General features: G+C 65.6%; 16 protein-coding genes and 1 riboswitch. Of the genes, 8 read left to right on the top strand and 8 right to left on the bottom strand.

The features are described 5' to 3' along the window. Positions 1-74 precede the first annotated feature (74 nt). Entirely contained in the window at positions 75-1,292 is a 1,218-nt protein-coding gene (locus ACFYOW_RS32375) for an NADP-dependent isocitrate dehydrogenase (protein WP_387293878.1), read from the bottom strand. A 289-nt stretch (positions 1,293-1,581) separates the two neighbouring features. Beyond that, entirely contained in the window at positions 1,582-3,069 is a 1,488-nt protein-coding gene (locus ACFYOW_RS32370; protein ID WP_387293877.1) for an MFS transporter, read from the bottom strand. A 132-nt stretch (positions 3,070-3,201) separates the two neighbouring features. On the opposite strand from ACFYOW_RS32370, the gene ACFYOW_RS32365 reads away from it, so the two are divergent. Together ACFYOW_RS32365 and ACFYOW_RS32360 are read left to right on the top strand one after the other, a co-directional pair. Further along, entirely contained in the window at positions 3,202-3,945 is a 744-nt protein-coding gene (locus tag ACFYOW_RS32365) for a TetR family transcriptional regulator (protein ID WP_387293876.1), read from the top strand. Between the two features lie 43 nt (positions 3,946-3,988). Next, positions 3,989-4,099: riboswitch (SAM riboswitch) on the top strand. Between the two features lie 431 nt (positions 4,100-4,530). Next, the gene (locus ACFYOW_RS32360) at positions 4,531-5,643 is read left to right on the top strand and encodes a homoserine O-acetyltransferase (RefSeq protein ID WP_387294053.1); all 1,113 of its coding nucleotides are present in this window, start codon (positions 4,531-4,533) and stop codon (positions 5,641-5,643) included. Positions 5,644-5,658: 15 nt separating this feature from the next. Here the strand turns inward: ACFYOW_RS32360 and ACFYOW_RS32355 are convergent, their stop codons facing one another. Further along, positions 5,659-6,348 (bottom strand): TetR/AcrR family transcriptional regulator, encoded by a 690-nt coding sequence (locus ACFYOW_RS32355; protein ID WP_387293875.1) that lies wholly within the window; start codon positions 6,346-6,348, stop codon positions 5,659-5,661. A gap of 136 nt (positions 6,349-6,484) precedes the next feature. On the opposite strand from ACFYOW_RS32355, the gene ACFYOW_RS32350 reads away from it, so the two are divergent. Both ACFYOW_RS32350 and ACFYOW_RS32345 read left to right on the top strand, forming a co-directional pair. Continuing rightward, a complete protein-coding gene (locus ACFYOW_RS32350; RefSeq protein ID WP_387293874.1) occupies positions 6,485-7,432 on the top strand; it encodes an oxygenase MpaB family protein in 948 nt (315 codons plus the stop codon). Positions 7,433-7,771: 339 nt separating this feature from the next. Next, entirely contained in the window at positions 7,772-8,311 is a 540-nt protein-coding gene (locus tag ACFYOW_RS32345; protein WP_387293873.1) for a hypothetical protein, read from the top strand. 12 nt (positions 8,312-8,323) lie between these two features. Here the strand turns inward: ACFYOW_RS32345 and ACFYOW_RS32340 are convergent, their stop codons facing one another. Then, a complete protein-coding gene (locus ACFYOW_RS32340) occupies positions 8,324-8,569 on the bottom strand; it encodes a DUF3017 domain-containing protein (RefSeq protein ID WP_083897680.1) in 246 nt (81 codons plus the stop codon). A 284-nt stretch (positions 8,570-8,853) separates the two neighbouring features. Here ACFYOW_RS32340 and ACFYOW_RS32335 point away from each other — a divergent pair, with 284 nt between their 5' ends. Continuing rightward, positions 8,854-9,405 carry a carboxymuconolactone decarboxylase family protein gene (locus ACFYOW_RS32335; RefSeq protein WP_387293872.1) on the top strand — a complete coding sequence of 184 codons (552 nt, stop codon included), beginning with the start codon at positions 8,854-8,856 and terminating at the stop codon, positions 9,403-9,405. Here the strand turns inward: ACFYOW_RS32335 and ACFYOW_RS32330 are convergent. Further along, positions 9,392-10,300: an SDR family oxidoreductase gene (locus ACFYOW_RS32330; RefSeq protein ID WP_387293871.1), complete on the bottom strand. Its 909-nt coding sequence runs from the start codon at positions 10,298-10,300 to the stop codon at positions 9,392-9,394. The two genes, ACFYOW_RS32335 and ACFYOW_RS32330, sit on opposite strands and share 14 nt — an antisense overlap. A gap of 111 nt (positions 10,301-10,411) precedes the next feature. Between ACFYOW_RS32330 and ACFYOW_RS32325 the strand changes: the two genes are divergently transcribed. Together ACFYOW_RS32325 and ACFYOW_RS32320 are read left to right on the top strand one after the other, a co-directional pair. Continuing rightward, positions 10,412-10,999 carry a TetR/AcrR family transcriptional regulator gene (locus ACFYOW_RS32325; protein WP_387293870.1) on the top strand — a complete coding sequence of 196 codons (588 nt, stop codon included), beginning with the start codon at positions 10,412-10,414 and terminating at the stop codon, positions 10,997-10,999. A 26-nt stretch (positions 11,000-11,025) separates the two neighbouring features. Further along, on the top strand, positions 11,026-11,490 hold the full coding sequence (locus tag ACFYOW_RS32320; RefSeq protein WP_387294052.1) for a tRNA (cytidine(34)-2'-O)-methyltransferase: 465 nt from the start codon (positions 11,026-11,028) through the stop codon (positions 11,488-11,490). A gap of 38 nt (positions 11,491-11,528) precedes the next feature. Here ACFYOW_RS32320 and ACFYOW_RS32315 read toward each other — a convergent pair whose 3' ends face one another. From ACFYOW_RS32315 to ACFYOW_RS32305, 3 genes are read right to left on the bottom strand one after another with little or no spacing between them, the layout of a single operon-like run. Continuing rightward, on the bottom strand, positions 11,529-11,759 hold the full coding sequence (locus tag ACFYOW_RS32315) for a DUF167 domain-containing protein (RefSeq protein ID WP_040686756.1): 231 nt from the start codon (positions 11,757-11,759) through the stop codon (positions 11,529-11,531). Next, positions 11,716-12,804 (bottom strand): DUF4349 domain-containing protein, encoded by a 1,089-nt coding sequence (locus ACFYOW_RS32310; protein ID WP_387293869.1) that lies wholly within the window; start codon positions 12,802-12,804, stop codon positions 11,716-11,718. The genes ACFYOW_RS32315 and ACFYOW_RS32310 overlap by 44 nt, the downstream gene beginning before the upstream one ends. 31 nt (positions 12,805-12,835) lie before the next feature. Then, positions 12,836-13,474 carry a TetR/AcrR family transcriptional regulator gene (locus ACFYOW_RS32305; protein ID WP_387293868.1) on the bottom strand — a complete coding sequence of 213 codons (639 nt, stop codon included), beginning with the start codon at positions 13,472-13,474 and terminating at the stop codon, positions 12,836-12,838. Positions 13,475-13,581: 107 nt separating this feature from the next. Here ACFYOW_RS32305 and ACFYOW_RS32300 point away from each other — a divergent pair, with 107 nt between their 5' ends. Continuing rightward, a complete protein-coding gene (locus tag ACFYOW_RS32300) occupies positions 13,582-13,980 on the top strand; it encodes a nuclear transport factor 2 family protein (RefSeq protein WP_387293867.1) in 399 nt (132 codons plus the stop codon). Positions 13,981-13,982 lie beyond the last annotated feature (2 nt).

Raw genomic sequence — 13,982 nt, 5'->3', positions numbered from 1 at the left:
ACGCTTTCCGCCGGCCCGCGACGCCACCTCAGTGGCACTCACGACCGGCAAAAGGCGCGGAGAGGCAGGGAGGCTCAGCGCAGGGCGCGGGCCAAGTTGGCGTCGAGCGCACCGAGGAACTCCTCGGTGGTCAGGTAGCCCTGATCGCCGCCGACGAGCAGCGCAAGGTCCTTGGTCATCTGGCCGCCCTCGACGGTCTTGATGACGACATCCTCGAGTGTCTGCGCGAAGCCGATCACCTCGGGGGTGTTGTCCAGCTTGCCGCGGTGCTCGAGGCCACGGGTCCAGGCGAAGATCGACGCGATCGGGTTGGTCGAGGTCGGCTTGCCCTGCTGGTGCTGGCGGTAGTGCCGGGTGACGGTGCCGTGCGCGGCCTCGGCCTCACAGGTCCGGCCGTCCGGGGTGAGCAGTACCGAGGTCATCAGGCCGAGCGAGCCGAAGCCCTGGGCCACGGTGTCGGACTGCACGTCGCCGTCGTAGTTCTTGCAGGCCCAGACGTAGCCGCCCTCCCACTTCATGGAGGAGGCGACCATATCGTCGATCAGGCGGTGCTCATAGGTGAGGCCCGCCGCGTCGAACTGGGTCTTGAACTCGGCCTCGAACACCTCCTGGAAGGTGTCCTTGAACATGCCGTCGTAGGCCTTCAGGATGGTGTTCTTGGTCGACATGTAGACCGGGTAGTTCTGCTGCAGGCCGTAGTTGAACGAGGCCCGCGCGAAGTCCTCGATGGACTTCTTGAAGTTGTACATACCCATCACGACGCCGCCGTCCTCGGGCATCTTCACGACCTCGTGCACGATCGGCTCGCTGCCGTCGTCGGGGGTGAAGGTGAGGGTGACGGTGCCGCCCTGGAATACCTTGAAGTCGGTGGCGCGGTACTGGTCGCCGAACGCGTGACGTCCGATGATGATCGGCTTGGTCCAGCCGGGGACCAGACGCGGCACATTCGAGATGATGATCGGCGCGCGGAAGATGGTTCCGCCGAGGATGTTGCGGATGGTGCCGTTGGGCGAGCGCCACATCTTCTTCAGGCCGAATTCCTCGACCCGGGCCTCATCCGGAGTGATCGTGGCGCACTTGACGCCGACACCGTGCTCCTTGATCGCATTCGCGGCGTCGATCGTGACCTGGTCGTCTGTCTTGTCCCGATATTCGATGCCGAGGTCGTAATACTCGAGGTTCACATCGAGATACGGGTGGATCAGCTTGTCCTTGATGAACTGCCAGATGATCCGGGTCATCTCGTCGCCGTCGAGTTCGACGACGGTGCCTTCAACCTTGATCTTGGACATGGATCTTCGTGTCCTCCTAGGATGGTGCCCTTATTGCACGGCCAGGCGAACACGCTTGTGAGCGGACCCCAGCTGTTCCAACAGACAACGTATATGTCCCGCGTTGTCCGCGAGACGAGTGGTGCAAACAAGACAAGCGTACTGCTGCCATTGTTCTCACCGCGCGGGCAGCCCCCCATGTGAAGCTGCCCGAAATTGTTACCGACAAGTAGGTCGGCGGTGCCGACACCCTGCCGAAATAGCGATGTCCGGGCATCCCAACGGATACCCGGACATCGCTATTTCAGGATCACACCGCGACCGGAATCCGCGCCTCTTCCTCGGATCCCTCGATCAGATTTTCCGGCTTGTCCCGAATCATCAACGCGATCACCGGAATCGCCGCGAGGAAGAATCCGGCGCCAACATAGAACGCCACGTCGTAGCTGTGGATCGAAGCGCGGGCCATCAGGTTGTCCACCGTCGGATTGTTCTGCGCGAAGGTCTTGGCCGTCTGCACCGAGATGGTGGTGAGCAGTGCGGTGCCCACCGCGCCGCCGACCTGCTGTGCCGCATTCAACAGCGCACTGGCCACACCCGAGTCCGCCTCCTCGACCTGATGCAGCGCGACGGTCTGCATCCCGACGAACAGCGGGCCCATACCGAGCGCGATCAGCACCTGCGCCGGCAGCACACCGGCCGCGTAGCTGTCGCCGTAGCTCAGCTGCGCCAGCCACACCAGACCGAGCACACCGAGCACGGCCCCGGCCACCATCAGCGGGCGCGGGCCCAGCTTCGGCAGCAGCGCGCTGGTGACACCGGCGGAGATCGCGATGCCCGCCGGGAACGGCAGGAAGGCGAAACCGGCCTTCAGCGACGAGTAGCCGAGGGTGATCTGGAAGTAGTAGCTCAGGAACAGGAACATCGCGAACATCGCGATCGGGATCAGCAACGCGGCCAGGAAGGCGCCACCGCGGTTGATCTCACCCGGAATATGCAGCGGCAGTAGCGGATTCGACGAGCGACGCTCGATGGCGACGAAGGCGATCAGCAGAGCGACGCCGATGACGAGCAGCCCGAGGGTGCTGCCGGCCAGCCAGCCGTCCTCGGCGGCGCGGCTGAATCCGTACACGATGGCGATCAGACCGAGCGTCACGGTGACGGCGCCGGGCACGTCATAGCCGGCGGTGCGCGGTGTCGGCACATCCTTCACCACGAAAGCCAGGGCGCCGAGCAGCGCGAGCAGTGCGATCGGGGTATTCACCAGCAGGCACCAGCGCCAGGAGGCGTATTCGGTCAGCGCGCCACCCGCGATCAGGCCGAGTGCCGCACCACCCGCGGAGATACCGGCGAAGACGCCGAACGCGGTCGCGCGCTCCTTGGCCTCGGTGAAGGTCACCGAGAGCAGTGACAGTGCCGCGGGCGCGAGCAGCGCCGCGAACGCACCCTGCAGTGCCCGTCCGGCGAACAGCTCCGCACCGTTCTGCGCCAGACCCGCCACCGCGGACGCACCGGCGAAGCCGACCAGGCCGACGATGAAGATCCGACGCCGCCCGACGTAGTCGGCCAGCCGTCCGCCGAGCAGCAGCAGACCGCCGAAAATCAGCGTGTAGGCGGTCAGCATCCACTGCCGATTGCCGTCGCTGATGTCGAGATCCTGCTGGGCGAAGGGCAGCGAGATGGTCACGATGGTGGCGTCGAGAACCACCATGAGCTGGGCCAATGCGATCACCCCCAAGGCCCACCAGCGTGCCGAACTCGTTTGCTTCTCCAGAACTTCCACCGCAGTCTCGCTCACCTTGGTCTCCTCGTCCGACGTTCGTGCAGCCATCCTGTCATTGGCAGACATTTGTCGTCAAGAGAAAAATGTCGCACTACGACATTTGACTGTTAAGGACACAAACCGTCCCGATTGCGTTAACATGAGGCCATGCTCGAGTCATCGACGCCGATCGGCGCGAGCGCCACAGCCGAGGACGCTGTGCGCGCCCCAGCGAACCCAGGGCCCAATGCGTCCGGCGGTCCGGGGTTGCGCGAGCGCAAGAAGCAGCAGACCCGGTTGCGCATCATCGAGGTGGCGCTCGACCTGTGCGACGCACAGGGATTCGACGCGACGACGGTCGAACAGATCGCGGACCGCGCGGATGTTTCCCCGCGCACGATCAACCGGTATTTCGACAGCAAAGAGGCCATCGTCCTCGGGCCGGTCAAGGACTTCGGACTCGCGATCGCCGAATGCCTGCGCGGACTCCCGGTCACTGGCAATGAGCTGCAATCGCTGCGCGAGGCCTTCCTGCTGGTCGTCGACCAAGCCGCGGTGAATGTCGAGGGACCGCTGTCGTTCCGGCGCTTCCAGCAGATGCAGCGGATCCTGCGCAGCAGTCCGACGGTCAGTGCGCAGAGCATGGAACTGGCCGACGATAAGAACGCCGCGATCGCCGACGTGATCGCCGAGCGACTCGGCACCCAGCCCGACGCGCTACCGGTACGACTGGTCGTCGGCGCCTGGCAGCTGATCGGCCACCTCAGCATGGAGTGCCAGAACTCGATCTTCGACGAGGAAGACACCGCCGCGGCCGCCGCGGAGGCCCGCACCGGATTCACCACGTCGTTCGACGAGTTCATGCGTGTATGCACCGGGCAGCCCGCGACCGAACCGGCGGACAACCGGTAACGGATTTCAATCGCCGACCGCGCGCCGGTTACCATGTCCGTCAGGTCATGAGTGCCAGCGCGAAGCCCCGGCTTGCTGGACGGCAACCCTCCAGCAGCGGTGGGGTGCTCCGGGTGATGACCGGGCTCTCGATGGTCGAGAGCAAGCGCGCACTTCAGGAGGTATTTCCGATGAGTTGTTGTCCGTTACCCAGATCCCGATAAGACCTGCTGGCGAACAACCCTTTGGAGCACGACATGAGTGACCCCATCGCGTCCGCGGCCGCACTCCCGGTCTACCGGACCACGGCCCGGTTCAGTCGGGTAGCTAACATCGAGGATGTGCGTCCCCTCGTGATTCCCCCGGCATCGGCGACGCACTGTCCGCGGCGGGCTGTTTTCACGGCGGCGACGACGTGAGCGAGCGTAAGCGAGTGAACCAAAAACACAGCCGAGCATCGCTCGGTCATGGCGGAGCCGAGCGCCAGCGAGGCGGAGTCATGAGCGAGCGAACCATCGACACAGCACCCTCGGTCGCGACGGAGCCGAGCGCCGGCGAGGCGGAGTCGTGACCGTGACCGACCCCAGTACCGCGCGTTCGTCCGCGGTGGCCCTGCCACCGCCGGACGGGAGGCTCGGCATCATTGCCATCGGGGACGTGCGGCTGGAGACCGGCGCGGTCATCCCGGACGTTCATCTGGCCGTCCAGCGCTGGGGTGAGCTCTCCCCCGCACTGGACAACGTGGTGCTCGTCGAGCACGCGCTGACCGGCGATTCGCATGTCGTCGGGGTGCCCGACGATATCCATCCGCTGCCCGGCTGGTGGGACGGCATGGTCGGGCCGGGCGCACCGGTGGATACCGACGAATGGTGCGTCATCGCGACGAATGTGCTCGGCGGCTGCAAGGGCAGCACCGGCCCCTCGACGCTGGCACCGGACGGAAAGCCTTGGGGTGCAAGGTTTCCGGAGATATCTATCCGCGATCAGGTGACCGCGGAAGCGGCGCTGCTCGATCTGCTCGGCATCGAACGCCTGGCCGCCGTCGTCGGCGGTTCGATGGGCGGCATGCGGGTGCTGGAGTGGATGGTCGGCGCGCCGGAGCGGGTCGTATCCGCACTGGTACTTGCCGTCGGCGCACGCGCCACCGCCGACCAGATCGGCACGCAGACAACGCAAATCGCCGCCATCAAGGCCGATCCGGACTGGCAGGGCGGCGACTACCACGACACCGATCGCGCCCCGACGACCGGCATGGGCATCGCCCGCCGCATCGCACACCTGACCTACCGCACCGAGGGCGAACTCGATCACCGCTTCGAGAACAATGCGCAGGGCGACGAGGATCCGCGCAACGGCGGCCGCTACGCGGTACAGAGCTATCTGGACCACCAGGCCGAAAAGCTTTGCAGCCGTTTCGATCCCGCCACCTACGTGCTGCTGACCGAGGCGATGAACCGGCACGATATCGGCCGCGGGCGCGGCGGCATCGCGGCCGCCCTCGCCGCCACCCCGGTACCGTGCGTGGTCGGCGGCGTCGACTCGGATCGCTTGTACCCGTTGCGAACTCAACAGGAACTGGCCGACGGACTGCCGGGCTGCGAGGGCCTGGAGATCGTGCACTCCCGCGACGGCCACGACGGCTTCCTCACCGAAGCCGCCGCCGTATCCAAGCTGCTGACCGAGACAATGCGGTTGGCGCGAGTCGGTCGCAACGGCTGAAAGTTCGGCGTCCCATCATTCGGTTGACTGTGCGGCGGGGGCTCCGACGAGCAGTTGGACGATGGAGTGGACGAAGCCTTCCAATCGCTCGCGCGGATACTCGTCCGGCGCGCTGACCGCGAGCCTGCCGAGCATCTCGGCGACGCTCAACACCGAGTTGGTAAGTAGTGCGGAATCCATTCCCGCCCAACGAGGATCGAGTGCGATGCCCATACTGACCAGGGATTCGGCCTGGGTGAAGATACCGGTGCGGGAATCGGCTAGTGCCGCACGGTATTCGTCGGGGGCGCTGCCGGGAGTGGCGAGGATCAGGCGCCAGCGCGTCGGATTCTCCAGTGCGACACCGACGAACGCTTCGACCGTAGCCGAGGCCGCAGTCACCGGATCGGTACCGAGCAGATCGGTGGGCAGGGTCGCGGCGACCTGCTCGAGACCGCGTTCGCGTTCGCGTTCCAGCAGTGCCGCAACGAGTTCCGCGCGAGTCTTGAACACGGTGTACAGCACCGGTTTCCCGACGCCCGCCTCCTGCGCGACCGCCTCCATGCTCAGCTGGTGCAACTCCACCCTGCTCAACACCGCGTAGGCGGCGTCGAGCAGTTGGACGCGGCGCTCCTCGGGAGGTAGGCGTGGCGCGTATCGCCGTCGCGGCCGGTCCGGCGCGGTGCGCGATTCCGTCACTGTCGATTCACCTCCATTCGCGTCCATCCTGTCAGCATCGGCCTCCGGTTATGGAATCCATCCGAGAACAAATGCTACGCGACCGTTGTATTGCCTGGCGACAATTGCTACGGTTGCGTTGTATTCGCCGATCCAGGAGGGCGAGCAGGCAAAGGAGCAGCAGATGTCCTTCGATCCGACCACCCTTCGCCGGGACGACTACGGGTTCTTCGGCCCAGATTCGCCCAGCTGGAAGATCTGGACCGCGCCGACCGCCGTGATCGGCTTCCAGCGCGCGGTGGTACTCGAGCACTTCGACCCGTTCCTGACCGCGGCCGTCGCCGATTCGCAGGGCATCTACTCCGACCCGCGCAGCCGGCTGGACCACACCTTCGCCTACTTCCTGCTCGTCGCGATCGCCGACGGCCGCACAGCCATCGAGGCCTCGGAACATCTGATGCAGGTGCACGCGCCGATGACCGGCATCGAACCGATCAGCGGCAGGCGCTACAGCGCGAACAGTCCGGACACCCAACTGTGGATCCACATCACAGGCTGGCATTCGGTGCTCAAGGCGTACGAGGTGTTCGGCCCCGGTCCGCTCAGCCCGGAGGAAGAGGCGCGCTACTGGCGCGAGTGCGCGATCGCCGCCGAACTGCAGACCTGTAAGCCGGAGGATGTGCCGCGCTCTCGCGAGGAGGTGCGCGCGTACTTCGCGAAGGTCCGTCCCAGCCTGTGCACCTCCGAGCGTGCCGAGGATGGCATGCACCACCTGCTGTGGACCTCGCCGCGCAACGGCGCGGGCATCAGTTATGCCCTCGGCAGTCGGCTACTGTCCCTGGCTTCGGTTGCCACACTGCCGAAATGGATGCGCAAGCTCGGCCGCTTCGATCGCTGGGGAATCGTCGATCTACTCGTCCGACCGGCCGCCAAGACCATCGTGCGGGGCAGCGCCGCATTCAATTCGTTCGGCCTGATCACTGCCGCACCATTCATCGCACCGATGGCGGGTCAGATCCTGGAGCAGCACCTGAAGGGCGAGCCGCCGGCCCGACTGGAGACGATTACGCCGAGCGAGGCGCGCCGGTTGTACGGCGGGCGCGGTCGGCGCGCGGTAGCCGAGGTCGGCTAACGCGCGGCTTCGATGCGATTGATTCCGAGCGATACTCATCGAGCCGGAGCTGACGCCGCACTTCGGCACGAGTGAACCGGCGGCTCCGCAAGATTAAGGTGGGCCACCATTCGACTGCGCTCGATCGAACGCTGCCGCGTTGGTGGCCCGGGCGGTTGGCGCCGACGAAAGTTGTTGCGCCTCAGTCGACACCAAGCTCCGAACGGTGGCGCACAAGGTTGACGTCGACCGATGGACGTCGCCTTGACGCGGGGAGTCGCCGATGTGCAGACTGGCCGACATCGCACCCGTCTCAGGGTGGCGGGCATTCCGGTTCATGGACGACATCGGGGGTAGACCATGCGTATTCATCGTGTCGTGCCGATATTCGCGCTGCTCGGCGCGATGTTGATCGGTACTACGGCGTGCTCGGACGAGCCGACCGAGACCACCCGGGCCGCGGCGTCGACAACCACCGTGCCACCGGCGCCGACCATCCTCGGCCCGCTCGGCTTCGGCAAACTGCGGCTCGGGATGAGCCGGAGCGAGGCCGAGGCCACCGGTGAAATCGCGGCCTTCGACGACACCAACGATCCGCCCGGCTGCGGTCGCTACAGCGCACGAGCGGGTTGGCAGGGCTTCACGAACAAGGGCGAAATAGTCGCGATCATGCCCGGCAAACTTCCGGTTCGCACACCCGAAGGCATCGCCGTCGGTTCCACCGTCGACGAAGTGCGCGCGGCTTATCCCACGCTCGAGATCGGCTACAACTGGAGTTCCGCCGCGGTCCCCGACCAATCGGCGCACTACGGCTTCCTCGGCATCTACCGGAATATGCCCGCCGATGCGAAGGTCACCCAGATCATGCTCTACAACGACCGGGACACCTGCCACAACTGACGCGGGGCGGCCTCAGCCGACGCCGAGCGTATTGATCGTCGCGGCGATGAAGACGATGGCGCTGCCGAGCAGGCTCAGTGCGGCGACATCGAACGGCTTGCTGCGCACGGCGAGCAGTCCGACCCGGGCCGTCGGCAGGCAGAGTCGGAAGGTGGCCGCGAGCAGAGCCGCACCGCCGAAGAACAGCGCGCCGCGGCGCCAGCGATCCCAGGCCACGAAGACGACCGCGAGCAGAATGACCGCCGTCACGACCAGCATGGGCAGGTGGCAGCGCAGGAACTGCGCACCCGGGCTGGTCCGGTCGGACTGCCGTTCGGCGGCAGACGAGTCAACGTCGGTCACGCCCCGATTCTTGCAGACGACATGCGGCCACTCACACCAGTGCGACGCGGCCGCGCACTCACACGACGAGCCTCGAGGCCGGGCTACTGCTCCGCAACAGATTTCGCCGCGCGGCGGCACACCCGATCAGGCATTGCCTCCAACTACTACGCGGCGTAGTTTCAAGAGAAAGATTCATCCGGCACAAGGGGGTACGGACAATGCGAGCGCTCACCCGGATTCGGCACTACCTGCAAGCGGTTCGGCAGGCGAAGCGAAACCGATCCGACCTGTTCGGCTGGCTCGCCCGCCGACCGCAGATTCTTTTCGGCACGATCGGATACGAAACAGCGCTGCTGTTCAGCAACAGACTGGATCCGAAGCTCAAGGAGCTGGCCGAACTGAAGACGGCCGGCCTCGTGAATTGCGAATTCTGCCTGGATATCGGCTCGGCGCTGGCACACTCCAGCGGACTCACCGAACAACAACTGCGCGACCTGCCGAGCTATCGCACCAGCGACGCCTACAGCGACCTGGAAAAACTCGTCATCTCCTTCGCCGAGGCGATGACCGCAACCCCGGTCATCGACCTCGCGGACCTGCGCACCGAATTACTGACACACCTGTCCAAAGGACAGTTCGCCGAACTGACTGCCAGCATCGCCTGGGAGAACCAGCGCGCCCGGCACAACCAGGGCCTGGGTGTGCGCCCGACCGGGATGGCCGACGGCATGGCATGCGCCATCCCGGAGCGGGCCGCTAACGAGCGCTGAAGTAATGCCCCTGGTCGAGATCCTCGATGAGGCCGGGGTGTGTCGGCTTCCAGGTGAGCAGTTCCCGGGTCCGCGAGCTCGAGGTCGGATTGTCCAGCGCGACAAGGGGACCGAGGAAACCGAAGTGAGCGTCCGCCCGCTCCGGCGGAATGCTGATCACCGGTAGATCCAGATGGCGACCGATCGCTTCGGCGATCTCACGGAAGGGCACGCCTTCGTCGTCGACGGCATGTAACCGCGATCCCGCGGGGGCGGTTTCCAGCGCCAAGCGGTACAGGTGCGCGGCATCGAGTGTGTGTCCGGCGGGCCAGCGGTTGTTCCCGTCACCGACGTAGGCGGCGACGCCCTTATCTCGGGCGGTGGCGATCAGGATCGGGACGAAGCCGTAGTGGTCGAGCGAACTGTGCACGGTCGGTGGCAGCCGGACGACAGCCGATCGAACACCGCGATCCGCGAGTGCGACCACCGCATTCTCGGCGTCGACCCGCGGCCCCGCATCGAGTGCGTCGTCTTCGGTGCCCACCCGGGTCAGCCCGGCTGACGCGAGCGTGAGCGTGCCCGATGTGCCCACGAAGGGTTTGCCGGTGCCCGCGAGCGCATTGCCGATGGTCTCGATGGCGCGCAGATCGGCCGCGATCGCTGCGGCGTAGTCGCCGGTCTGCATGGCTTCATGTTTGAAGGCCAGGTGGATGACGCCGTCGGCCGCGGCGGCGGCCGCGCGCAGGTTGTCGAGATCGTCGAGATCTCCGCGGTGCACGTCGGCACCGGCTGCTGCCACCGTGGCGGCCGCTTCGTTCGAGCGAGCCAGGCCGACGACCTCGTGTCCGGCGTCGAGAAGTTCGGGGATGACCGCGGAGCCGATATGTCCCGATGCCCCGGTAATGAAAATCCGCACGGAAGTACTCCAAGTCTTTCGATGCCCTCGCCGGCGCGAAGGCAGTGATGTCAGTGACTGTCATCAACGTACACGCGATGACAGCCGCTGTCATCAGATAGGATCCGGCACATGAGTCGATGGGAGCCTGATGCGCGCGGTCGCCTCGCAAAATCGGCTCTGGAGCTGTACCGCGAGAACGGATTCGAGAGCACGACCGTCGCCGAGATCACCAAGCGGGCAGGGCTCACCGAGCGAACGTTCTTCCGGCATTTCGCCGATAAGCGCGAGGTCCTGTTCGCGGGGGCGAGCGCGCTCCAAGAGGCCCTCGTGCGCGGGGTGCACGACGCGCCCGCCACCATGCCGCCGATCGAGGCGATCGCCACGGCGCTCACCGAGGTCGCCGAAACCGTATTCGAGCAGCGCCGCGAGTTCGCCTGGCAAAGGCACGCCGTAATCGCGGCCAATGCCGAACTTCAGGAGCGCGAGTTGGTCAAGCTCGCAACACTCGCCGCCGCGCTGGCCGAGGCGCTACGCGGGCGCGGCGTGACCGATCCGGCCGCGAGTCTGGCCGCCGAGGCCGGGATCGCGGTATTCAAGATCGCCTTCGAGAGCTGGGTCGACGGCGAGCGCACCCTGTCACAACTCATCCGAGAATCCGTCAACGAACTGAAACTCGTGACGGGCGCGCAGGACCTGCCCGATGTCGTTCCGGGCTAGCCGGAGCGACCTGGTTGACTGCACGGGTGTTCCGTTTGATGTTTCACGAGCCCGCGATTCCCGGAAATACCGGCAATGCGATTCGACTTGTCGCGGGGACCGGGTGTGAACTGCATCTGGTCGAGCCATTGGGGTTCGACCTTTCGGAGGCGAAGTTGCGGCGGGCCGGATTGGATTACCACGATCTGGCCTCGGTGACGGTGCACAAGAACCTCGCGGCGGCGTGGGAAGCGGTGCGGCCCGAGCGCGTGTTCGCATTCACGACCCAGGCGAGCACGCGGTATACCGATGTGGCGTACCGCGAGGGTGATGTGCTGCTGTTCGGCACCGAACCGACGGGGCTGCCGCCGGAGGTGCTCGATGATCCACATATCACCGATCGACTGCGCATCCCGATGCTGCCCGGCCGCCGCTCGATGAACCTCTCCAATGCCGCCGCCGTCACCGTCTACGAGGCCTGGCGCCAGTTCGGATTTCCCGGCGCCGTATGACCGTGTCGCTCAACCCGATTCGGCGATGACAGCGGGGTTCAGAGGTCCAGCTCGAAGCGTTTGAAGCGGGAGGTTGCGCCTGCGGCGAGGCGGACGGCCGATTTGGGTACGCCGTAGTGGTCTGCGAGGAGTTCGATGGCGGCCTTGTTGGCCTTGCCCTCCACGGCGGGGGCGCGGACGTACAACTGCAGGGTGCCGTCATCGAGGGTTTCGACGAGTGGGCCCTTACGGCTGTTCGGTTTGATCGTCGCCCTTACGACCGTCGGCACCTGTATCTCCCATCGTCCCAGTGCCTTTCGCTGTACCAGCACCTTTTCCGGTGGTTCCAGCACTCGTGCCAGTCTCGGCACCGGCAACTGCACCTGCGTCAGTATCGGCACCTTCCGCTGCCTTCGCGCTCGACTCGGTCGGCGTACCGACCGCAGCGGCCTTGCCCTGCTCGGATTCTCCCGGTTCCGACGAATGCTTCCGGCCCCGCACCACTCGCACGAGACCCCACAACACCGCGCCGATCACCACGACGAATCCGAGCCAGGGAATCGCCTTGCCGGTGAACACCACCGCGTCTTTCAGCCAATCGACCAGTGAATGCCAGCCGGAGACGATGCCGTCCCAGAAATTGGTCGGCCCCTCATCGGAATCCTTGTCCTCGGTGGTGATGTCGATGGTGAGCGTGGACAGCGCGACCTGATCGTCGAGGTGCCGCTTCTGCGCGGTGAGGCTGTCGAGTTCACCCTGCCGACTCGACAGTGCCTGTTCGGCGGCAATGAGATCCGCGGTATTGGTCGCACCGGAGATGAGCGCGCGCAACCGGTCGACCGAGGCCTGCAGCGCCTTGATCCTGGCGTCGAGGTCCTGCCACTGCATGGTGACGTCGTCGCGGTTGGTGCTCATCCGGGTGACCCGGCCGACCCCGCCGAGGCCGTCGATGAACTTGTCCGTCTTGTCCGCGGGCACTCGCACGGTGAGCGTGGCCTGCGGATCGGTGTCATCGGTGCCCGGCTGTTCGGTGCGGCTGTCGACCCGGCCACCGACCTCGCGCACCTGATCGGTCACCTTGCCGCCCGCCTTGATCGGATCATCGGCGGTGATGTCGACGCTGCCGGTGATGACCTCCTTGCGCGCCTCGACGGTGGTCCCGCCGGTATCCCCCTTCGCCGGTGAGCCCTCGCGCAGACTCGGCGGCGGCGCCATCGGCGCTACGGTCGCCATGCTCGACCGGCCCGAATTGGCGTTGTCGCCGTTGTCATCACCGCAGCCGACCAGCAACGTCAAACCCAGCAGGCCGATCACCAGCACAGCAAGCTTCCGCATGCACGCAGGTTAGCCGCTGCGGCGAATTCGGTCACGAAACTCGATGCGGGCCATTCCCGAATGCCGAAGGGACGCCGACCAGTTTCACGAGAAATCGTTCGATCTGATCGGCGAGCGGCGGCCAGGTCTGGCCGGGTTCGTTGAGTCGCATCGACACCGCGCCGTGCACCGCCGCGCGCAGATCGAGCATGACCGAGACCGGGTCGTCGACGGGTACCAGACCAGCATCCATGCAGCGCCGGATCGCGGCGGCCGTGCGTTCGGTCAGCTCCCGCTTGAACGGCAGGTCAACGCGCTGGTTGAGGGTGCTCTCGTACAGCACCTTGTACATGCCCGGATGTCGATAGGCCCAGTCGCCGAGGACGCGGATGCGAGCGCGCAGTCTGTCGACGGGATCGTCGACGGCGGCCTCCGCGTCATCGATCGCGCGCACCAGATCGCCGTGATATCGCTCCAGCGCGGCCGACACCAGTGCGTCTCGATCGGCGAAATGCAGGTAGACCGACGTTGCGGCACTACCGATTTCGCGCGCGACCGCGCGCATGGACAGGGCCTGATCATCGCCGAGTTCATCCAGCAGCCGGATCGCGGCGTCGATGATCTCCGCACGCAGTCGGCCACCGTGGCCGCGCGGATTGCGACCGCGCCGGGTCGTCGCATCGGAGGTCATCAGAAGATTGTAGCCGGACAAACGTAGCGCTACAGTTGTAGCGCTACAGTTGTTCAGTTACCGTTAGCGACTGCTTGCAGGTCGCTCGAAAAGATCGGAGTGTGCTCATGACCAGCACTTTCGTCGACCCGAAGCTCGAATCGAACAAGCAGACCGTCCTCGCGTTCTACGAAGCCGCATTCAATGCCAAGGATTTCGAGGCCACCGCCGAGTTCTTCGGTGCGCGCTACATCCAGCACAATCCGGAGATCGCCGATGATTTCGACGGACTACTCGCACGCCTCACCGGCCTGAAGGAGGGCGCGCCGAAACTCCGTGTCGAAGTGAAACGCATTGTGGCAGAGGGTGATTACGTGGTCGCCCATGTGCATGGCGTGCGCGAACCCGGCGACCGCGGACTGGCCATCATGGATATCTTCCGCCTCGCCGACGGAAAGCTGGTCGAACACTGGGATGTCATCCAGCCGGTTCCGGAGCAGGCCGCCAATGCGAACGGAATATTCTGAGC

This window comes from Nocardia sp. NPDC006982 (assembly GCF_042869435.1).
In the GTDB taxonomy this organism is placed as follows: domain Bacteria; phylum Actinomycetota; class Actinomycetes; order Mycobacteriales; family Mycobacteriaceae; genus Nocardia.
This window is presented reverse-complemented; position numbering and strand designations above follow the sequence as displayed.

What these genes read in the sequence shown, in the direction of transcription:
- ACFYOW_RS32375 (WP_387293878.1), bottom strand. Translation starts at nt 1,292, where the DNA reads ATGTCCAAGATCAAGGTTGAAGGCACCGTCGTCGAACTCGACGGCGAC.
- ACFYOW_RS32365 (WP_387293876.1), top strand. Translation starts at nt 3,202, where the DNA reads ATGCTCGAGTCATCGACGCCGATCGGCGCGAGCGCCACAGCCGAGGAC.
- ACFYOW_RS32355 (WP_387293875.1), bottom strand. Translation starts at nt 6,348, where the DNA reads ATGGACGCGAATGGAGGTGAATCGACAGTGACGGAATCGCGCACCGCG.
- ACFYOW_RS32350 (WP_387293874.1), top strand. Translation starts at nt 6,485, where the DNA reads ATGTCCTTCGATCCGACCACCCTTCGCCGGGACGACTACGGGTTCTTC.
- ACFYOW_RS32345 (WP_387293873.1), top strand. Translation starts at nt 7,772, where the DNA reads ATGCGTATTCATCGTGTCGTGCCGATATTCGCGCTGCTCGGCGCGATG.
- ACFYOW_RS32340 (WP_083897680.1), bottom strand. Translation starts at nt 8,569, where the DNA reads ATGCTGGTCGTGACGGCGGTCATTCTGCTCGCGGTCGTCTTCGTGGCC.
- ACFYOW_RS32335 (WP_387293872.1), top strand. Translation starts at nt 8,854, where the DNA reads ATGCGAGCGCTCACCCGGATTCGGCACTACCTGCAAGCGGTTCGGCAG.
- ACFYOW_RS32325 (WP_387293870.1), top strand. Translation starts at nt 10,412, where the DNA reads ATGAGTCGATGGGAGCCTGATGCGCGCGGTCGCCTCGCAAAATCGGCT.
- ACFYOW_RS32310 (WP_387293869.1), bottom strand. Translation starts at nt 12,804, where the DNA reads ATGCGGAAGCTTGCTGTGCTGGTGATCGGCCTGCTGGGTTTGACGTTG.
- ACFYOW_RS32305 (WP_387293868.1), bottom strand. Translation starts at nt 13,474, where the DNA reads ATGACCTCCGATGCGACGACCCGGCGCGGTCGCAATCCGCGCGGCCAC.
- ACFYOW_RS32300 (WP_387293867.1), top strand. Translation starts at nt 13,582, where the DNA reads ATGACCAGCACTTTCGTCGACCCGAAGCTCGAATCGAACAAGCAGACC.